Genomic DNA, 20,010 nt, shown 5'->3' with positions numbered 1-20,010 from the left:
ATTAGGCGGCCTCTGTTGTTTTTAATGCCAGCACTTCGTAGTTAAATGAGTATGGGGTTAGCAGCGTTTTTATGTGTTGTTGCAGCGCGTTTAACTCATCCTCTTTAACTAAAATTGTGGCTTTTATGCCTAACTTTTTATCAGCAAACACATTTATTTGCACGGTTTTGTTTTTTAAATGCTCGTTAAGTGCATCTGTTATGGTTTGTTTTATTTCAAGGCAAACCAGTTCGGGTTTATAAATTTTACCTACGGCAGTTAGCGGTATTTCATCAATTATATAAATTTCTTTTGGTACTGCTGCTCGCTCAGGTATGTGGGTGCTAACATACTCGGTGAGCTCATTAAGGTTAAGCGTACTATTTGGGCTTAGCGTTACGTAAAGTACCGGCACTTCGCCTGCGTAGCTGTCGGGGCGTGGCACGGCGGCTGCAAGTGTTACATCTGGGTGTTTGGTTGCGGCATCTTCAATCATTTTAGGGTCTATATTGTGCCCGCCGCGTATTATTAGCTCTTTTTGCCTACCGCATAATGATACGTAGCCGCTCTCGTCTATTTTACCTAAATCGCCGGTTCTAAAATACTGTTGGCCGTTTTCATCAACAACCCATGCACCTTGGTTATGTGCATCTTCTACGTACCCAGGAAATACATTATTACCGGTTATTATTATTTCGCCAACATCGTGCGTATCGCACATTTTTACAAGCTTGCCTTGCTCGTTTATTTCGGCAATTTTAAGCGTAATACCGGGTATTGGCAGCCCTACAGACGCCTCTTTATTAATTGGGTTTACAGGCATTAACGTACTTACCGAACTGCCCTCAGTTGAGCCATAACCCTCTACCAGTGGGGTGTTGGTGAGTTTAGTAAACAGGGCTTGCAAATCAGATGAAAGCGGCGCAGCCCCACAAATGGCAAACTTCATTTTAAGCGGTGGTACAGCCATTTTTTGCGAAGTAATTTGCTCAACCATGGCAGCATAAACCGTAGGTACCGCGGTCATAACCGCTACATCGTAATTATTAATTAGGGTAAGCAAGTTTTGAATGATGTTTTTACCTCTAAAGCCTGACGGGCTTGCGAGTAAAATTTTACAGCCTTTCATTACCGAGGCTATGCCCGTTGCTACCGCTGCATTTACATGAAATATGGGCAAGCCAACTAACATGGTATCGCCTGCATTTACTGGCGAAAGTAAATTAACCTGCCCTGCATTGGTAAGCTGGTTTAAGTGTAAGTGCTTAGCAAGTTTTGGTAAGCCGGTGGTACCGCCCGTATGAAAATACGCGCACACATCGCTTTGCTCAGGCACAGTAAAATTAGCTGTTTGGGTATTTTGCGCCGCGAGTAACTTTTTAAACCCATACACCGGTACTTTATTGTTTTGCGAGCACGCTATGTCGTCACCAAATAAGCTAATAACGGCTTTTAGGCCGGGTATATGCTCTTTAATTGCCATTACTTTTTGCCAAATATCGCTACCTGGTACTGGGCCTAGAGCAATAATGACTTTGGTATTGGCAGAGATCATAATTTCTTTCATTATGGACTCATCAAGCAATGGGTTTATTGGGTTTGCAATGCCAGCGGCCTCTGCTGCCCAAAGCGATACATAGGTTTCGGGAAAGTTAGGTAACACCAGCGAGGTTACATCGGTTTTTGTTATGCCTAACGAATGCAATGCATTACAAGCCCTGTTACTTTATTGGCAAGCGCTTTGTAGCTCATTTTACGGTGTGGATTTGCAAAGCTTTTACCTTTAAAGGTCATTAAAATGCGGTGAATAAGCTTTTTTGCAAACGGAATTTGCGCTGGGTTAATACAATCGCCATCTAAAATGTATTCAATAGCGGTTGCATCACCAAAGTTTTTTGCCGACTGTAAAATGGCATGATAAGTAGAGCGAGGCAGTTGCTCTGGTGATATTTCAGCAAGGTTTAAATTGCCAACATCGGCGTGGTTTTTAATTGTTGTTATAGTCATAAAACCCTCAACGTATTTTTATAATGTGTGTGCATGGTGTTTAAACGCGGCTATGCTGTGTGGGCAGCTACCGCGCAAAATTTAGTTTAGCAAAAACTAAGTGCCACTGTTTTAATCTAAAAAGCTATTGTCTTTTGCGGCAACTACCTGATACATGGGCTGAAAATTTCCCCATGTAACCAGCTCTGAGCCATTGGCTTGTTTAGTATGTAGTGCTACCTCGTGCGAGATAAGCTTAGGCTCGCCTGCGGCTTGCGCTAATAACTGGCTTTGGCAACAGCTATCTAGCAATACAAAATTGGCAACAGCGGCATCAACCGACGAACCCGCAGTTAGCAAACCATGGTTTTGTAAAATAACAGCGCAGTTGTTAGCTAGCGATTTAGCTATCATGTCGCCCTCTTCGCTGTCGGCTACTACGCCACTAAATACATCAAATACACTATGGTTTTCGTAAAATACGCAGGCATCTTGCGAAATAGGTTTAAGAAGCTCACCTAATGCCGAAAATGCACGGCCATAACGTGTATGTGCATGGGCAACTGCGTTTACGTCGGGGCGCGCCATATGTATGCGTGAATGAATAGCAAACGCGGCATTATTAATCGGTGTGCTGCCTTCAATAATATTACCTTTGTGGCAAACCCTAATGAGATCTGACGCTTTAATATGCGCAAAGTGCATACCTACGGGGTTTACCCAAAAAGTATCGGGCTCTATGCAGTCGCGAAGCGTTATGTGCCCCGCAAGCCCTTCGTCAAAGCCGTACATAGCAAATACTCTAAAGCCTGCGGCTAGGCGTTGTTTTTCGTAGGTGCGTTGCTCTTCTAGGGTGTTAAATTTAGGCGGCATAATAAGTTTAAATTTGTCGCTGCCTATGGTCATTTTTGCGGCTTGTTGCTCTAGTGTATTGCTCATAATAATCCTAAATTAAACTCTGTTGACTTTAGTTTAGTCTCGCTTATGATAAATAGAAGTGATGTTAATTAATGGTTAAACATAAATACTATGCATGGAAAGATAGATTTAAACCTGTTTGTAATACTTAAAACGGTATACCAAGAGGGCAGTATTACCTGTGCGGCCGATAAACTTCACTTAACGCAACCGGCTGTTAGCCATGCGCTTTCTCGCCTTAGAGAAAAGTTTGACGACCCCTTATTTATTCGCCACGGTAGGCGTATGGTGCCCTCGCCTTTTTGCCAAAAAATAATAGCGCAAGTGATTGAGTCGGTACAGGCATTAGAGGCCACCATGAACAACGAGCGGCTTTTTGATATAGCTGCGTTTAAGCGCGAAATTAAATTTGGCTTTAGAGATATTTTAGAATCGATATTTTTTCCGCCACTAATGAGCGATTTACTTACAAACACCCCTAACATCACGATTAACAGCCGACAGGTGTCCCATGTTGGTATGGAAAAATCACTCGAAAATCAAGAACTCGATATAGTGATTGATGTGCTTACCCCTACCAGCAACCATATAAAAAACACCTTTATTTGTAACGAACACTTTTCGCTGATATGTAGGCACGATCACCCAATATTAAATGATTTAACCGTACAAAATTACGCTAAGGCGTCGCACGCGTTGGTGTCGTTAAAAGGGGCGCAGGTAGATATTATAGATATGGCGTTGGCAAAGCATGCACTTGCGCGCAATGTGGTGCTTAAATGTGAACACTATTTTGCGGCTACTAAAGTGATTAGCCAAAGCGACATGATAATGACCATGCCAAACTCGTACGCGCAGGTATTGAAAGAGCAAATGCCCGTGCATGTAACTAGTTTGCCGTTTGATGTGCCGTTAATGCCCGTGCATATGTACTGGCACGAACAAGCCAATGACGATTTAGTAAATAGTTGGATGCGAGAGAAGCTGCTAGGTTTAGCCCAGCAGCTTATCCCTGCTGAAAAACTTAGAAGCGGTAATTAAATTGTGCGTGATAGCTGCGCCCACGCTCTGATAAAAAGCGGTGAGCATAGCTAATTACTGGCACATCATTGGCCTGCGAAAAGGTTTGTTTATCGGTGAGGTTTTTAGCTAATAACGACACCGACCAATTCCCTTCACTGCTACCCAGTTCTACGCGTAAATTAAGTTTCTCAAAAGCACTTTGCTTGGCTATTGGATCAAGATCTTGCTCTAAAAAGTAATCGTCACTAAAGTTAAGCGCTAAATTGCTGCTTAACGTTAGGTTTGAAAACACCTCGGTATTGTAATCAATTGCTATATTGCCTGAGTAATCGGGCGCAAACGCGCCGGTTTTTCCTGTTAAATCTTGAAATGCTTGCCCAAGTAGCTCGCTTTGCATAACCGTTGGTGAGGCACTAGCGTATTGCTCGTATTCAAAATCAAGTAACGCAAGATTTGCCGATACCTGCCAGCTTTGATTTATTGCCCAGCGCGAGTCTAATTCAACTCCTTTTACCTTGGTTTCGGCAGCGTTTTTAACTACAAATGCATTACCATTAAATTCAGATACTTGTAAGTCATCGTACAAGGTATAAAACAGTGTGGCGTTTACTTCTAATATATTTTTAATTGGCTCGGCTTTTATGCCAAATTCAAAATTTGTGGCTTTTTCATCGTCAAACTCAAAGCCTGAGTTTTCATCAATTATATTACCTTGCGAGCCGTTTAAGCCCGAGCCATCAAAGCCACCGGCTTTGTAACCTATGCCTGCGCTTGCAAATAACATCGTGTTGTTAAGCCCTAAATACTGCACACTAATATTGGGTGATAAGTGCGATTCATCTCGCTTAGCGTTAAGGTTATGTACCCCCGCGCCCGAAAGTTGCCCCGCAATAGTGGGCGCGGCAGCATTGGCAAATTGTTGTACTGCTTGCGGTGTGTTTGGCTCAAATACGCTATACACACTTTGTACGCTGCTCACTTCTTTTTCTTCTTTTTGATAACGCAGGCCAAAATTAGTGCGCCATTGTGCGTTTACATTCCACGTAAGGGCGGTAAATGCTGAGTAGCTTTGTTGGTCTTGATCAAATAGCGCATTTACGCCCAGTGATGTACCCACTAAATCAGGAATAAGTAACGATGCGCCAAATAAAATATCGTTTGGGTGCTTAAGCTCGCTACTCATATAAAAAATACCCGCAACGTATTCAAGCGTGCGCCCTGTTGGCGAGCTTACTCTCAACTCTTGCGTAAACTGGTTATAGTTTTCTAAGTAGTCTTGTTTTATAAGCGGGATTTCAGAAAAGTCGGCGTCAAAGGTTGAGTCCCAATCGTACTCGCTATACGTGGTTACGGAGGTAAATTCGTATTCGCCATGGTTATACGTTAACTTAAGTGATGCGTTATCAAGGGTGGTTTTACTTTGTTCATTAAGCCCTCCGGGGTGGCCATCGCCCGATACTGAACTTGTGTAATCTAGGCCCGAGTTATCGCTTAATAAAAGTGAGCGATACCCTACATTGCCTGGGTTAGTAGGGTCATTAGCTATTTGTAAATCTCGGTTTGGCGTATCAATAATGTATTGGTAGCGCGAACCGTGCGACTCAAACTCACCGTGTTCCCATTTAAATAATGCGTTTATATCATCGTTTATTTGCCAATCTATTGATAAACGCGCGCCTGATGAATCGTTAGTTTGCTCGTCGGTTTGACGAGCTTGGTTATATAAAAAGCCATCAACAGAATGATCAAACGCAGCAATTCGAACGGCTAAATCGTCATGAATAGGAATATTTATAACGCCTGTAAAGTGCTTTTCGTTATCTGAACCAAACTCTGCCGATACGCTGCCTTCAAGTACATCTGTAGGTGAATTTGAAACCATACTAAAGGCACCTGCTGTGGCGTTTTTACCAAACATAACCGACTGTGGACCTTTAATAAGCTCAAGGCGCTGCATATCTAAAAATGGAAATTTAGCTTGATGCCCGCGCCCTAAATAAACGCCATCTTTATACATAGCAACCGATTGTTCAAAGCCTGAGTTAGTGCCTGAGCCAATACCGCGTACAAAAATACGTTTACTGCTTGAGGTTTCGGTTATATGCACATTAGGTAGGTTTTCGCTTAGGGCAAGTAAATCGTCAACACTGTTTTGCTCGAGGTAGTCACCCGAAAGCGCTTGAATAGAGGTAGGAATATCTTGCAGTGATTGCACCCGCTTTTGAGAGGTAACGGTAATGGTTTCAAGCTCGCTCTTATTTACTTTATTCTCGGCAGCTTGTGCCATGCCCACACTGAGTGCGCTTAGGGTAAATAAAGTAAGTGCTTTTTGCTTTAAAAAAGCATGATTTAAACATGTGTGTGACTGTGTGTGTTCAGTTGTCATAGCTGCAACTCCATTATTGAGGTTATTTTTATTGGATATGTTTGCGTCTATTTCATACTGACGGCTCTTAAAATAAATAACAGTGATGTTTATTTATTCAGCACTATTAGTAATATTTATAGTAAAGCGAAAAAGTGTTGTGTTAAAGGGGGTTGTATCGGGTTTAAAGTGGGTTAAAAAATATCTGTGGATTAGCGGTTTTATTTGCGATTGCCGAGTTTGGGGTGTTTGCTGCATTTATAAAAGCAGTAAGCTGTGGTGCATTTTCGCAAAAAATAATATCCAGTGCTAGGCGGTTTTTGCCGTATAAACCTCGGTGAATCATATTGGCTGAAAACAACAGTAAGTCTCCCGCATTAAGTTTAATAACTTTGCCTGTAGTTAAGTTATCGCTTGGCAGTTTATTATTTTTTGCAAGCCGTACATTTAGCTCCTCTGGGGTATCCCAATTTTTATGCGAGTGGGGCACAAGCTCTATACCTGGCTCGTCTTCAAGGGCTAACCGGCAGTGCACTACGTCTGGGCCGTTTAACGTGGCTTGTTGTTCTTGCACATTTAAATGGTATTGCATATCGCGATGCCAATAATTTTTTTGTGTAACATTAACGGGATTAAAAAATAACTGAGTGTTTAAAAACAGTGGCTCACTAATCGCTTGCTTTACACGCTTAATTAATTTGTTATCAGCAATTAAACTAAATAAAAACTCGTTTTGCTCCGCCGTCAAATACTCACTATTTGTTATGCCTGAGCTATTAATGGCACGGGATTTATAAAACTCACGGTTATTAGCTTTCCATTGTGTATGAAATGCATCAATAATTGACTTAATTTTATTTAGCTCATTGGTGCTGTAAAGCCCCTTTACAAGCATATAGCCGTTTGATTTATAACTGTTCATTATGGCTCTTTATTTAATATTGCAGCAACGCGTTCAGCAAGTTCAGGCAGTACATCTTTTGCAAACCATGGGTTCTTTTTAAGCCAAATATTATTGCGTGGGCTTGGGTGCGGTAGCACCAAATGCGCCGGCCAATACTCACGCCATGATTTTACTAACTCGGTTAAAGGTTTGTTTTTGGTGTGGGGTAAATGGTACGCCTGCGCATATTTACCAAGCACTATTGTCAGTTCTAAATTTGGCAGAGCATCCAGTAATTGCGCTCTCCATGCGGGCGCGCATTCTTTGCGTGGAGGTAAGTCGCCCGACTTACCCTTACCAGGGTAACAAAAGCCCATAGGTAAAATAGCTATTTTTTGGGCATCGTAAAACTCTTCAGCACTGAGCCCTAGCCATTCTCGCAGGCGGTTTCCGCTGGCATCATTAAAAGGTTTGCCAGTTTCGTGTACTTTTACACCTGGTGCTTGGCCGGCAATTAAAATACGCGCATTGGCATTAAACTGTATGACGGGGCGAGCACCTAATGGTAAATGAGGTTCACAGATCACGCATTTACTAACTTGCTCTATTAAATTAAGTGAATCCATATAAATTTGGCCTCAAGCGCTTAAATTTTGTTCTAAATGGCTGCTTGTTTTTAATGAGTTGGTAAAAAATCGGTTTATTTTACTCAGATTAGTTATAAGTTGGTAAAATCGTGATCTCATTTAAAAATTACAACTAATCAATTGATATTTTAATTGTTTTTCTGACCATACGGCAAATTCGTTACCGCTTGGCTCGGTAAAATGAAACCGGCAACCACCGGGGAACTCAAAAATAGGTTTTATTATTTTACCGCCATGCAACGTTACTTTTTTATAGGTTGCGTGAATGTCGTTACTGTAAAACACCAGCAGGGCGGCCCCATGTTGTGTAAGTGATTTAAGCGGTGCTTTAAAAAAGCCACCATCCAAGCCTTGGCCGCTAAACGCCGTATATTCTGGGCCATAGTCGGTAAATTGCCAGTTAAACACGTTAGTAAAAAAGCTTTTTGTGGCTGTTAAATCGCACGCGGGAAACTCTACATAATTTAGTTTTTCGTGGTTGCTCATTTTAAATTTACTCTTTGGCTTGTCAGTACTGCTCCACTGTAAACCTTCGTTATTAGCTAAGCAATATAGCTAAACCGCTTGAGATCATTATTTTACTAACATGCTAAGGGTTGTTATTCAATTATCCAAAATATACAAATGAGAATCGCTATCTTTTGTATTTGTAAGCTTTATAATAACGCCTTATTTTTTATCCTCGTATTCGAATAAGGGATTTGTTAACTATGCAAGCACCTTTGCACATTGCACCTTTTACAAAAAATAGACTAGCTGGGCTTTTTAAAGCTGCGCAAAGCTATAGAGTGTTAGTGTTTTTGCGTTTTTTTATTGCCATTTTTGGGGGGTATGCGTTTACTTCAGCATGTATTTCATTATTAAGTGTAGTGCTACCAATTCCTAAGCAAGATGCCGTATTGCTGTGCGTGTCTATCAGTATTTTAATTTATGCTTTGGTGTTTATTTATGCGTTTGCGATTAAGTCATTAAAAACTGTATGGATCAGTATTTTACTAAGTAGTGGCTTTTTTGTTGTTGTATTGGCATTACTTAAGGGTTGGCTATGAAAGACAGTTTTTTTAGGTCGATGACCTGGCTACATACGTGGGTTGGTTTACTTACGTGCTGGATTATTTACACAATATTTTTTGCAGGCACGGTTAGCTTTTTTAGAGACGAAATAAATCTCTGGAATCAACCTGCTATACACAATGTGCAAGCCCAAACCGATAGGGTGGCCGCGCAAAGGCAGCAAATTATTAAGGGCTTTGATTACTTAAATCAGCACGCTGCAAATTCCCCAAGTTGGCGTATTACCTTGCCCGAAGAGCGTATACCGTATTTAGTATATGGTTATGCAAAACCTAAAGAGCCAGGGCAGCGACGCAGCCAATTTGTAAATACCCAATTAAACCCAAACACCATGCAAGAACTAGCACCTTTTGTAGAAACTAAAGGGGGTAACTTTTTTTACCGATTGCATTATCAGCTTTACTATTTAGATGCCATAACCGGGCGCTGGGTCGTGTGTTTTGCCAGCTTTTTTATGTTGCTGGCAATAATTTCGGGCGTGGTTATTCACAAGCGAATATTTAAAGATATGTTTACGTTTAGGCGTAATAAAGGAGTGCGTAGCTGGTTAGATGCGCACAACTTAAGCTCGGTACTGGCTTTGCCGTTTCATTTAATGATTACCTATACAGGCATTATTACCCTTATATTTATGTTGTTTCCTTACCCTGTTTTAACCAATTACGACAATGGTATACGAGGCTTTTTTAACGAGGTAAGCCCTAGTAATAAGGTGACTAATAAAGCGCAAGGTAGCGCAGATATGCTCTCTATAAACACTATTTTGGATCAAGTTTATACTAAGTGGCCAGATGCAGACATTACGCGTGTTCAGGTTAGTAAACCTAATATGGCGGCTTCAACAGTAACAGTACTGGTGAGTCCGAAAAAGGCCCTTCGCGATCAAGCACCGCGGCTTTTATTTAGTGGCGCTACAGGAGAGTTAGTAGCGCAAACGGATGACGAGCTTAGCAATAGTAAAGCACTTTACGAGTCACTTAACTCTATGCATACAGGGCGCTTTGCTACGCCTTTATTGCGCTGGTTATACGTGCTTGGCGGCATTGCAGGCTGCGTGATGATTGCCTCTGGCTGTATAATGTGGGCTAAACGTATACGCGAGCGTAACAAAGGCAAAGCCTCGTTTGGTTTACAACTGGTAGAAGGGTTAAACCTTGCCACCATTATGGGCTTACCACTGGCCACTTGCGTCTTTTTTATTGCCAATAGATTGCTAAGTCCAACCCTCGCCGGGCGCGCTGATAAAGAAGTAGCTGCGTTCTTTTTAGCGTGGTGTGTAGTTGCCGTTATGGCACTTTTAAAGCGAGATAAGCTGCAATGGCGTGTAATGGCAAGTATAAATGCATTAGCGTGTTTAAGTGTACCCGCCATAAATGCGCTTACTACGCAGGGTAATATAGTGAGCTACTTACTAAATAAACAATGGGCCTTATTTATTTTCGATGCGTTATTTTTACTATTTAGCATACTGTTTTTAGTACAAACCGAAAAATTACGTACTGCTTCTAATACATCTAAAAAACAGCAATTAGCTCAACCAATCATAAAAGGAGGCAAAAGGCATGATTGACTTACTTAGCTTTAGCCTCTGCTTACTGGCTTTTAATGGTTTTGCCTTAGCAAAACCGGCGCATTTTAAAACGGTATTTAAAACGCGCCCCTCTGAGCAGCAAAGTAATTTGCTGCTCATCGTTGCTTGGATCAGTATTTTACTAAGTTTAGTATTTTGTGTAGTTGCCCAGCAGGGATACGGCGCTTTACTTTTTTGCAGCTTCATGAGTCTAAGTGTATTAATTATAATGCTTTTTTATAATTTTATAGACTCATTAGTAAAGCCATTTAGCATCTTAAATATATTATTGGTTGGCGTATCAGGGTTGCTAATGGCAGTAAACGCACTTTAGTTAGTAAAAACCTGATCCAAAAAAGGCTGTTAATTTTAGGCAAAAAAATGGCAAGCTATAAAGCTTGCCAACAATAGGGGGATGTTCAGTATGTCCAACACTTGCATGTCTCGTTGCAAGTGCAGCTAATATAGCCCTAACATATTTAACTAACCTTACAGTGAAATGAAGGTTTTATTACAGCTGTAACAATCACATTCACAGTAACTGTAAAGCCCCTTTACAAAGCTATGGTGTTTACTGCTCAACCCAAATAATTTGCTCTGTAGCAAAACCAAGTTGTTTAGCTTTCGCTATAAAATGCTGTTTTAGCTCATTACTCACCGTTGGCGTGCGAGATAAAAACCATAAATAGTCGCGGTTATAACTAGTAATAAACGCGTATTGGTAGTCGTTTTGGTCGAGCTCAAAAATCACATAAGCGCCATAAAATGGGCCAAAAAATGATACTTTAAAATGGCCCGTATCACTGCCTTCTACAAATTTTGCTAAACCCTGCGCTTCATCCCATTTTTGCTCTTTAGTGATAAACCCTTTGTTGAGCACCTTTACTGTTCCATCATCGTTTACTGTGTAAGTTGCGGTTACTTGTTCCATGCCCTTTTCAAATGAGTGATTGAGGCGGGCAATTTCGTACCACTTACCTTTGTATTGCTCTAGGTCAAAGTTTTTAACTGGCGTAATACCCTCTGGTGCACTTGTGCAGGCGGTGAGTAAAAATAACCCTGTAATGAGTAAAATAGTCTTAATGGCCTTCATGAAAGCTCCTTTTTAAAAGTGATAGTGTTTGTACGGCGCTAAGCCAATAAAGTTTGCTAGCCGATTAAAATAAATTGCTATAGGATCAGCTAAATACTAGAGCAATTAAAAGATTACAGCATGAAAATATGGGTAGATGCCGACGCGTGCCCCGTGGTTATAAAAGAAATACTTTTTAGAGCCGCTGAACGTACGCAAACACCAACCATTTTAGTAGCTAACCATGCAATGCGCATTCCGCCTTCAAAGTTTATAAGCCGCGTACAAGTTTCAAGCGGGTTTGATGTAGCCGATAACGAAATAGTAAAACGCGTAGAAAAAGGTGATTTAGTTATTACAGGCGACATCCCTCTTGCCAGCGAAGTGATTGATAACGGCGCCCAAGCACTCAATCCGCGTGGTGAGCTCTACACGCCAGAGAATATTCGCTCGTTATTAAACGTACGCGACTTTATGGATACTATGCGCTCAAGCGGCGTTGAAATGAGTGGCGGACCACCACCGCTTAGCCAAACCGACCGCCAAAACTTTGCCAATAACCTTGACCGTATTTTAGCGCAAAAAAAGGCGAGTTAGTGTGAGTGAGCAACTAATAGGCTTAGGTGAGCAAGCCTTTAGCGTAGCCGTGTATATTGCTAAAGCGCCGCCCATGCCCTACTTTCAAACACTACAAAGTGTTGAGCCCGTAATAAACGAGCAAATAAATACCATAAATCAGCACTGTGGAAATGGTTGGCGCAAGGTGTTTAACGTATACGCCAAAGTATTATTTGCGCTACCGAGCGAGCATTACAGCTTTGCTAAACAAGCCGATAGTTGGCAAGCGTATCGCGATAAATATTTACTGCAAAAAAACAGTAAAACAGCATTGTTATTTAGTGCCCCCATTATTAACGGCACCAATAAAAACCAGCTGCATATTATTGCTGGGCGAACCCATGCTAAAAACTTACTACAGCAAGGTAAGCTTAATGCGCAATTTAATTGGCTTGATGATGAGTTTGCAATTGATACAACGAATAACATTATCGTGTGCCCGTACTTTGATTACCGGCAGTTAAGTAATATTAAAATAGCCCGATTAAGCGAGTTAGTTGCTCAACTAAAAATGGCTAAATAAACATTGTAAGGAACAACCATGGCGGGAATTTTAGAACTAAACACTTTGCTTAAAACAATGAACCCTGAGCTTAAACAAGGTGAATACATATTTTGCTGTTTAGCAGGCAGCCTTGCCGACTACGTTCATTTAAACCCGCTTGCCAGCTACGTTGAAGATGAAGGCCTAACCCTTATTTTAAATGCTAACACCGCCGATAAAGCCGGTATTACTTACGAGGGTAAATATAATTTAATTACCCTAAATGTGCATTCAAGCCTTGAGGCTGTTGGGTTAACTGCTGCGGTATCGGCCAAATTAACCGAGTATAATATTAGCGCTAACGTAGTGGCTGCGTTTTATCACGACCATATTTTTGTACAAACCGATAAAGCGCAGTCGGCCATTAAGGCACTTAGTGAGATTGGTAAGGTTTAGTTGGTAAAAATCTGATTCACTTAGGTAAAAGTCAAAGCCGGTATTGCAGTACCGGCTTTTAGGTGGCGGCTTAAATACGGTTGCAAAAGTGCTGCGCTACAGACTCTAGTTTTACTTTATCGCCTGCAGTTACGGCTACGCATTGCGTATTTTTATCGAGTTTATGCTTTTGAATAACAGTAAACGCCCCTTCGTTAGCAGCGTATAAGTTATATTGATAGGCATCATCGCCCCCTTCAAACAGTGCGGTAAATAATCCTCCCACTAAGCCGCCAATGATGGCTCCGCCGAGCATTTCTTCAGTGTTACCACCTAAGCTGTCTACAAAGCCAACCCCGGCGCCTGCCGCTATGCCTGTGCCTACTTCAGATGACAGCGTTACGGGTTGTATTGATTCTACCGATGCGTAGTAGCGCTTAACTATTTGGTTTTGATTGTTTCTATCTACCCCCTGTGATGCACAGCCAGAGAGTAGTAATACCGCAATAAGATACTTTTTCATGTTGAAGCCCTTTAAATATTTAATAGGGAGATAGTAAGCGTGTGAGCATAAAATATATGTGAGGAGTTTGTTTGTAGCTGTCAGGAAATGTAAGGATGTGTATAAAATAAAACACCGAGTACGCATACTCGGTGTTTTGGGATTACATTAGGTAAATTTTATATTATTAAACAACGTACCCGCTAAAACCAAGTGCTTTAAAATAAAGCTTAGGAATGCCGTATTTACACTCGTTAAGTAACTCGCTAAAGCGCATTCTATCAAGTGGGTAAAATTCACTCTCTAAGTTTTGAGCTGTGTAGGCTTGCCCTGCATCACTTAAGCCTAAATTGGCACACACAGTAATTTGCGCTTCACGTTCAAAGTCGGTTTCGGGTTTCATTAAATCGCTAATAAATAGGTTTGCGCCTTTATTTAAATTAGCTTTAATGTTTTTAAGTAGCTGCTTTTTGCTGCCGTCGTCTTCTAAAAAGTGCAGGACGAGTAGGCATAGCGCCGCATCGGCCTTAGTAGAAAGTTTATCGAGCTCGCCTTCAATAACCTTAACACGTTCTGTTATGCCATGCTGTTCAAATGCTTGTTTAGCAATAGCAAGCATATCACCTGAGGTATCTTGTGCGGTAAATTGCCAAGTTGGGTTAAGCGCTGCGAGGGCGAGTATTTCTTTACCTGTGCCAGCCCCTACCACTAAAATATGTGCGTTATCATTAAGAGTTGCTTTAAGCTGTGCATTGGTAAGTTGGTGTAATAACTCATATCCTGGTACTAAACGGGTAATGCGATTGTCGTAATGCGTTGCTTGTTCGCCTTTAAATGTTGGCATTTTTAACTCCTTTAATCAGCTTATAAAACTTCAACAGTGGAGTATCCACCACTTTTTTTACTTACATGTACTTGCGTAGCTACGCGTTCACTCATTTCGCTCACATGCGATATAACCCCTACTTTACGGCCTTGTGCTTGTAATGAGTCGAGTGCGTCCATAGCAACGCTGAGTGTTTCGCTATCTAACGTACCAAACCCTTCGTCAATAAACAAAGAGTTGATTTGCACTTTGTTTGATGAAAGCGATGCAAGTCCCAATGCCAGTGCCAAAGATACTAAAAATGATTCCCCCCCAGAGAGCGTATTAACCGAGCGCTGTTCGTCGGCCATGTCGCGGTCAATAATGGCTATATCGAGCGATTGCGCAATAGCTGTAAGCTCATAGCGTTTATTAAGGGTTTTTAAATGGCTATTAGCATAATGCAGCAATATTTTAAGGGTTTGTGTTTGCGCTAAATTGCGCATGGTTTTACCGGTTGCATCCCCTAATACTTTATTAAGCACGTGCCACTGCTCTACCTGTTTTTTAAGAGTAGTAAGTTCAGCATGTCTGCTCTTAAGTGCTTTGGCGTTTTGATTGTGTTGCTCAAGCGCGGTATTAGTGCCAAGCAAACTATTTTGTAGTTCAGTTTGCTGGTTAGCTAAAAACGTTTCTTGCTCTGCTAATTGGCTTTCGTTTTTGTCTGGCTTGTTAGTATTTTGGTGATCTGTTTGCGCTTTTTGTTGTTGTTTAAGCGCTGCATTTGCGTCTGTAAGTGCTGTTAAACGCTGCTCAAACTGCATCAACTGCGCTTTTATTTGCTCACTAGTAAGCGTTAGTAAAATAGCGATCTGTTCGTGGTTTACCTCGCTATACTGCGCTTTAAAGTCGCTAAACCAAGCATTGTAGCGCTCTTCAAGTGTGCTTTGTTCTTGAATTTGCTCTGCCAATCGCTGCTCAACGTTTTTAAGTGTTATAGCGTGCTCATCGCGTTTTTTAATGGCGTTGTCGTGAGCTTGTTGGCTTGTATGTAACTCCTTTTGGCATTGCTCAAGCTGCGCATTAAGGTTTGCTTGGTAATCATCGGCGCTTAATGGCTCGTTGTTAAATAAAGCAAGGCGCGCAGTGTGCGTGGTGCTTTGCAGTTGTTGTGCTTTGGCTAAGTCGTCTTTTAACACTTTAAGCGTCTGCTCACTTTTAGCCATTAACGGAGTGAGTTGCTGTAATTGCTGTTCAGCGCTGTCTATTTGCTTTTGACTTTGTTCAAGTTGAATTTGTGTTTGCTGGTACTGCTCAACCTGCTGGCTTAAATCGCCCATATTAAGCGTGTTATTTTGCAATTGTTGCCAAAAGTCACTGTGCTCAAACTGCGCGTTTAGGGTACTAGTAAGCTCGTTAATTTGCGCACTTAACTCTGCATGCTTTGTGTTTATTTGCTCAAGCTTATTGGTTAATTCAACATGCTGATTATGCAATTGCTGTTGTGTGTGTTGCTCAGTTTTTAAGTTGTTTATTAGTTGGTTTACTTTTTCTTGCAGGGCTGTTTGCTGTTTTTGCGACTCAAAATAGTGCGACTTTTGACTGCTTAGCTGGGCATGGGTGTCATCAAGCTGCTGTGCTGTTAACTCGTTAAGCTCTGTACGTGCCCCTTGCATTGTCGTTTTAATCTCTAGCTGCTTAGCCTGTGCGCTTTGTATGGCTTGGCTATGCTGGGCATGCTCAGTGATAAGTACCGCATGTTGAGTTTGGTGCTGATGCAGCTTAGCTTGGGCGCTATCGTGTTGCTCTTTAGCTTGGTTATAACTTGTTTCAAAGTCGGCTATTAGGTTATTTAATTGCGGGTTTTGGCTGTTGGCATACGGGTGCTCTTTTGCACCGCACACAACACAGGGCTCGTTAGGGGTAAGCTGCGTGCGTAAATGCTCTACGTTTTCGCTGGCACGCAGGCGAGCTTGGTTTAATGCATATTCACTGTGTTTAAGTGCTTGCTCGCACGAGGCTAGGCTTTGTTGCAATGATGTTTGCGTTTGCTCACTGTGTAAAAGCTTCGCGGCCACCGCGGCTTGTTGCTGTGTACTGGTTTTTATTTCTTGATTAAGCTGCTGATAGCGCAAGCGCTGATCTTTTAAATATTCAATATTTTTAAGCGTGCTATCGCACTGCTCAATATTAAATTGGTGTTGTTGCTCAGTTAGCTGACTTAAGTTTTTCTGTTCACATGCTAGTTGCTGCTCTTGCAATTCTACTTTTTTAGTTTGATCTGCTAGCAGCGTCGCTTGTTTAGCTTGTTCTGCTAACAGCTGTTTGTTTTGAGAAGCGGCGGCTTTTAGTTGCTCATTGGCACTTAAATACGTATTAAAGCTATGTTGGTAATAATTCCAATCAGTGGCTAATGGTTTTAACTGCGCGTGCTCGTTTAACCATGTTTGATGCCCTGTGTGGAGTTTTTTTGTCTCATCAAGTGCATTTTTGCTTTGCGTATACTGCGTTTGTAATTCGCTAAGTTGATGCTGCTCTTTTTCGCTTTGCTGAGTCAGGCTTGTGATTGTTTGTGTATGTATAGTAAGTTGGCTATCTAGCTCACGAGCTTTAGCAATAATAGGCTCTGCCGTTTGTTTTTGTTGCGTGGCAGTTTGCAGTGCAGTTTGGTGTGTTTTTAATTTTTCGGCTTGTTCACTTATAAGCGCTGCATGGTCAATCGCTTTCAAATCGCTTATTTGAGTATTCAGTGCCTTGTTTTGCGTCGTTAAGTATTCATGTCGTTTGCGATTGTCTTTTATTTCGAGGGCGCTTTGGGCTTGTTTTGCTTGCTCACTTTGCTTTGCTATTGCATCAAGCTGTTGTTGTGCGTGTTGTTGCTGCTCTACTGCGTGTTCAAGTGCCTGCGATAAGCGAGCTGCTTGCTTGTACCAATTTAAGTCTTGCTCTGTGGCTGCATGCGTTTTTTTAGTCTGCTCAATTTTTTCAAGTAACTCATCACGCAGGGTTTGTTTAGCAGTTAATTCGTCATCGCTTAGCAAGGTGTAGCTTGCAAGGCTTGCATTAAGTAATTCATATTGATCTTTTAGCGCTTTATTGCGCTCAAAAATACGTTTACCAATTAAGCTAAATTTATCGGTGCCGGTTAAACACTCTAAAAGTTGTGCGCGTTCATCGCCTGTGGCTTTTAAAAAGGCGGCAAATTCGTGCTGTGCTAATAAAACCGCACGGGAGAACTGATCAAAGCTCAGCCCTATTTTGTTCTCTATTGTTTTTATAGTTTGGCTTTTATCGGCTATCAGGGTTTCATCGGGCAAGGTCACTAACGTATGCTCAGCTACTTTTAGTTTGCCTGTTGCCTTTTTGTGGGTACGTTGTATTGAATAACGTGCACGGTAAAGCGCTTTGTCTTGCCCTACAAAATCTACTTCGGCAAAACCTTCCCACTTGCCTCTGCGCAGTAAGTTACGCGCATCGTTTAATTTTATACTGTCGCCATTAAAATCTATTAAGTTGCCTTTATCACCTTTTAAGCGTGCAGTTTTGGTATAAAGCGCTAAACAAATAGCGTCTAAAAAGGTACTTTTACCTGCACCGGTGTCGCCGGTTATTGCAAATAAACCAGCGTCTTTTAGTGGAGCTTGGGTAAAGTCGATTTCGGCGTCAACTATTGAGGCTAAGTTATGTATGCGTACTGCGGTTATTTTCATAGTTGTGCTTGCTCCGTCAGCTCACTTATTACATCGTTTAAAAGCGTTTTCAGCTCATCCGGTACAGTTTGGCCGGCCATGTCTTTGTCGTTTGCAAAGGCTTGTTCTAATAAGTTTAATGGGTTGAGCATTTCAATTTCGCTTAAATCTTCAAACACGGCGCTGTTATCGCTTGTTGTGGTTTGTTCTCGCACCCGTTCGATGCCACAAAATTTTATGTGTTTACCCTCAAGAGCTTGCTCTATTTGCTCTCTAAAGGTGGTGTCGGTATCACTTGATTTAAGCTTTACGCGTAAATAAGGGGCAATCGTATGTTGTGATGTATCGAGTGCTTTAATTTGCTCGCATAGCTCGCTTAATGGCACACACTCTCCCTCTGGTAGCATAATCACCTCAGCAGAGCGTGGAATGTAAAGGGGGTTTACAGATGTGCTAATAGATTGTTTTTCATCATTTTTAAATTCGACGACATTAACTTGGTGTGTGTACTTACGTTCCGAAAACGACATAGGAATAGGCGTACCGCTGTAACGTATAACGTCTTTTTTAGCAACTTGCTGCGCTTTGTGTAAGTGACCTAGGGCTACGTAGTCTGCTTGACTGCCAAATACATTAGCCGAAATAGACTCCTCCCCACCAATTACTAAATTACGTTCTGAATCACTTGAAATATCACCGCCTTTGGCGTGTAAATGCCCCATTACAATTAACGGCGAATTTTGTGTATTAATGCTATAGGCGTGTTCAAGGGCAAGCTTATAGGCTTTTTCAACGCCTTGTGCGTAACTAGGGCCATTTTTAGTGTGACTAAGTGAACTTATATCGCTGGTACGTAAAAAAGGCATAGCGACGATTACAGCGCGTTTATTTTGCGTATTTATTTCGATTACTGTGTTGGCTGGGTTGTTTATATCAAAGCGCCCAACCACATGGGTGTCAAACTGAGCAAGCAATGGCTGCGCCGCTAATATACGATTTGCTGAGTCGTGATTGCCGGCAATAATAACAACATGCAGTTGTGGGCAACGCTTTTTAGCATCTTTTATAAATTGGTAGAGCTGGTTTTCGGCGCTGGCACTCGGTGTGGCTGTATGGTAAATGTCGCCCGCAACTAAAAGTATATCTATGTGTTGCTCTACGAGGGTGCTAAGTAGCCAAGTAAAAAATGCAGCGTGCTCATCACGGCGGTCATGTTCATAAAATTGTTGGCCTAGGTGCCAATCAGAGGTGTGGAGAACTTTCATATCGCGCTCTTAAAAAACCATAAGAGCGCCAATATACCCAAGGCAAGTAAAGATGCAAGCCTCGGGAGGGCTTTAGTTTAGGTAAAACTATATATTGCAATAATAATGACAGGAAGCGCTAACAAAGCCATGCCTAGCGGCATTTTTAAACTTTTAGTTTGCTTTGCTTGCAATGCTTTTATGGCATTTGTTTCGTTACAGGCGGCTACTTTATCAATATAAAAATAACCTGAGTCTAGATACTGCTTACAACTTTGCTGATTTGCTGGAATGGCTATTAGCTCTTGTTGTTTTTTTAGGATATAAAAATCCATACACCCACCACATTGCTTACCGGTAATAAGTACATATTTGAGAATAATCGTAACGATTTTATTATGCTCAAATAAAAAAAGTGGGCGATTTTAAATATAAAATGCACTAAATATCAACCTTAAATTTCACTATTTTTAATTTATCGTATAAATAGTTAATATTAGTGAAAACACGGCAATATTTGCGCCAATTATTAGCCATGTTTTACTGTGTTTTTGTTCAGTATAAAGGCGCTTGAGCGCATCTTGTTTGTTGCATGCCGACACCACATTCACATACGAATATTGGTTTGACTCGTAGCGTTCTAGTAAGTCTTTATCAGCAGGGATCGCTTCGAGCTGATGATCTTTTTTTACAATGTAAAATTTCATATCGGGCTC

General features: G+C 41.4%; 21 protein-coding genes. 7 read left to right on the top strand and 14 right to left on the bottom strand.

The window, feature by feature from the left end; genetic code table 11:
- Window position 1: 1 nt before the first annotated feature.
- The 3 genes from AN389_RS00185 to AN389_RS00180 form a co-directional block, all read right to left on the bottom strand.
- Window positions 2-1,684: an AMP-binding protein gene (locus AN389_RS00185; RefSeq protein WP_235575932.1), complete on the bottom strand. Its 1,683-nt coding sequence runs from the start codon at window positions 1,682-1,684 to the stop codon at window positions 2-4.
- A complete protein-coding gene (locus tag AN389_RS20610) occupies window positions 1,672-1,986 on the bottom strand; it encodes a hypothetical protein (RefSeq protein WP_235575931.1) in 315 nt (104 codons plus the stop codon). The genes AN389_RS00185 and AN389_RS20610 overlap by 13 nt, the downstream gene beginning before the upstream one ends.
- A 111-nt stretch (window positions 1,987-2,097) precedes the next feature.
- On the bottom strand, window positions 2,098-2,904 hold the full coding sequence (locus AN389_RS00180) for a class II aldolase/adducin family protein (RefSeq protein ID WP_055013503.1): 807 nt from the start codon (window positions 2,902-2,904) through the stop codon (window positions 2,098-2,100).
- A gap of 90 nt (window positions 2,905-2,994) precedes the next feature.
- On the opposite strand from AN389_RS00180, the gene AN389_RS00175 reads away from it, so the two are divergent.
- Window positions 2,995-3,924 (top strand): LysR family transcriptional regulator, encoded by a 930-nt coding sequence (locus tag AN389_RS00175; RefSeq protein WP_055013502.1) that lies wholly within the window; start codon window positions 2,995-2,997, stop codon window positions 3,922-3,924.
- Here the strand turns inward: AN389_RS00175 and AN389_RS00170 are convergent.
- The 4 genes from AN389_RS00170 to AN389_RS00155 all read right to left on the bottom strand — a co-directional run bounded on the left by AN389_RS00170 (window position 3,908) and on the right by AN389_RS00155 (window position 8,287).
- Window positions 3,908-6,292, bottom strand: coding sequence for a TonB-dependent receptor (locus tag AN389_RS00170; protein WP_055018957.1), 2,385 nt, complete (start codon window positions 6,290-6,292; stop codon window positions 3,908-3,910). The two genes, AN389_RS00175 and AN389_RS00170, sit on opposite strands and share 17 nt — an antisense overlap.
- 163 nt (window positions 6,293-6,455) lie before the next feature.
- On the bottom strand, window positions 6,456-7,193 hold the full coding sequence (locus tag AN389_RS00165) for a phytanoyl-CoA dioxygenase family protein (protein WP_055018956.1): 738 nt from the start codon (window positions 7,191-7,193) through the stop codon (window positions 6,456-6,458).
- Entirely contained in the window at window positions 7,193-7,780 is a 588-nt protein-coding gene (locus AN389_RS00160) for a uracil-DNA glycosylase family protein (RefSeq protein WP_055018955.1), read from the bottom strand. Before AN389_RS00160 ends, AN389_RS00165 begins: the two co-directional genes overlap by 1 nt.
- Window positions 7,781-7,900: 120 nt before the next feature.
- Complete coding sequence (locus tag AN389_RS00155; protein WP_055018954.1) at window positions 7,901-8,287, bottom strand: VOC family protein; 387 nt, start codon at window positions 8,285-8,287, stop codon at window positions 7,901-7,903.
- Window positions 8,288-8,511: 224 nt separating this feature from the next.
- Here AN389_RS00155 and AN389_RS00150 point away from each other — a divergent pair, with 224 nt between their 5' ends.
- The 3 genes from AN389_RS00150 to AN389_RS00140 are packed head-to-tail and all read left to right on the top strand — an operon-like array spanning window position 8,512 to window position 10,779.
- Entirely contained in the window at window positions 8,512-8,850 is a 339-nt protein-coding gene (locus tag AN389_RS00150; protein WP_055013498.1) for a hypothetical protein, read from the top strand.
- A complete protein-coding gene (locus tag AN389_RS00145; protein ID WP_146258054.1) occupies window positions 8,847-10,445 on the top strand; it encodes a PepSY domain-containing protein in 1,599 nt (532 codons plus the stop codon). The genes AN389_RS00150 and AN389_RS00145 overlap by 4 nt, the downstream gene beginning before the upstream one ends.
- Window positions 10,438-10,779 (top strand): DUF3325 domain-containing protein, encoded by a 342-nt coding sequence (locus AN389_RS00140; protein ID WP_055018953.1) that lies wholly within the window; start codon window positions 10,438-10,440, stop codon window positions 10,777-10,779. The genes AN389_RS00145 and AN389_RS00140 overlap by 8 nt, the downstream gene beginning before the upstream one ends.
- 237 nt (window positions 10,780-11,016) lie before the next feature.
- On the opposite strand, the gene AN389_RS00135 is transcribed toward AN389_RS00140, so the two are convergent.
- Window positions 11,017-11,538 (bottom strand): lipocalin family protein, encoded by a 522-nt coding sequence (locus tag AN389_RS00135; protein ID WP_055018952.1) that lies wholly within the window; start codon window positions 11,536-11,538, stop codon window positions 11,017-11,019.
- A 120-nt stretch (window positions 11,539-11,658) separates the two neighbouring features.
- Between AN389_RS00135 and AN389_RS00130 the strand changes: the two genes are divergently transcribed.
- From AN389_RS00130 to AN389_RS00120, 3 genes are read left to right on the top strand one after another with little or no spacing between them, the layout of a single operon-like run.
- Window positions 11,659-12,114, top strand: coding sequence for a YaiI/YqxD family protein (locus AN389_RS00130; protein ID WP_055013495.1), 456 nt, complete (start codon window positions 11,659-11,661; stop codon window positions 12,112-12,114).
- A 1-nt stretch (window position 12,115) separates the two neighbouring features.
- On the top strand, window positions 12,116-12,658 hold the full coding sequence (locus AN389_RS00125; protein ID WP_055018951.1) for a DUF6942 family protein: 543 nt from the start codon (window positions 12,116-12,118) through the stop codon (window positions 12,656-12,658).
- Between the two features lie 18 nt (window positions 12,659-12,676).
- Window positions 12,677-13,075: an ACT domain-containing protein gene (locus AN389_RS00120; protein ID WP_055013493.1), complete on the top strand. Its 399-nt coding sequence runs from the start codon at window positions 12,677-12,679 to the stop codon at window positions 13,073-13,075.
- Window positions 13,076-13,145: 70 nt separating this feature from the next.
- Here AN389_RS00120 and AN389_RS00115 read toward each other — a convergent pair whose 3' ends face one another.
- The 6 genes from AN389_RS00115 to AN389_RS00090 all read right to left on the bottom strand — a co-directional run bounded on the left by AN389_RS00115 (window position 13,146) and on the right by AN389_RS00090 (window position 20,001).
- Complete coding sequence (locus tag AN389_RS00115; protein ID WP_055018950.1) at window positions 13,146-13,577, bottom strand: hypothetical protein; 432 nt, start codon at window positions 13,575-13,577, stop codon at window positions 13,146-13,148.
- Between the two features lie 166 nt (window positions 13,578-13,743).
- A complete protein-coding gene (locus tag AN389_RS00110; RefSeq protein ID WP_055013491.1) occupies window positions 13,744-14,400 on the bottom strand; it encodes a class I SAM-dependent methyltransferase in 657 nt (218 codons plus the stop codon).
- A gap of 20 nt (window positions 14,401-14,420) precedes the next feature.
- Entirely contained in the window at window positions 14,421-18,071 is a 3,651-nt protein-coding gene (locus AN389_RS00105) for an SbcC/MukB-like Walker B domain-containing protein (RefSeq protein WP_055018949.1), read from the bottom strand.
- On the bottom strand, window positions 18,068-19,315 hold the full coding sequence (locus tag AN389_RS00100; protein WP_055018948.1) for an exonuclease SbcCD subunit D C-terminal domain-containing protein: 1,248 nt from the start codon (window positions 19,313-19,315) through the stop codon (window positions 18,068-18,070). Before AN389_RS00100 ends, AN389_RS00105 begins: the two co-directional genes overlap by 4 nt.
- A 77-nt stretch (window positions 19,316-19,392) precedes the next feature.
- Entirely contained in the window at window positions 19,393-19,629 is a 237-nt protein-coding gene (locus AN389_RS00095; protein WP_004588266.1) for a hypothetical protein, read from the bottom strand.
- Window positions 19,630-19,764: 135 nt separating this feature from the next.
- A complete protein-coding gene (locus AN389_RS00090) occupies window positions 19,765-20,001 on the bottom strand; it encodes a hypothetical protein (RefSeq protein ID WP_055013488.1) in 237 nt (78 codons plus the stop codon).
- Window positions 20,002-20,010: the final 9 nt, after the last annotated feature.

It is taken from the genome of Pseudoalteromonas sp. P1-7a (assembly GCF_001401855.1).
Lineage (GTDB): Bacteria > Pseudomonadota > Gammaproteobacteria > Enterobacterales > Alteromonadaceae > Pseudoalteromonas.
Note: the sequence above shows the minus strand (reverse complement) of the source record. Positions and strands in the feature narration are given on the sequence as shown.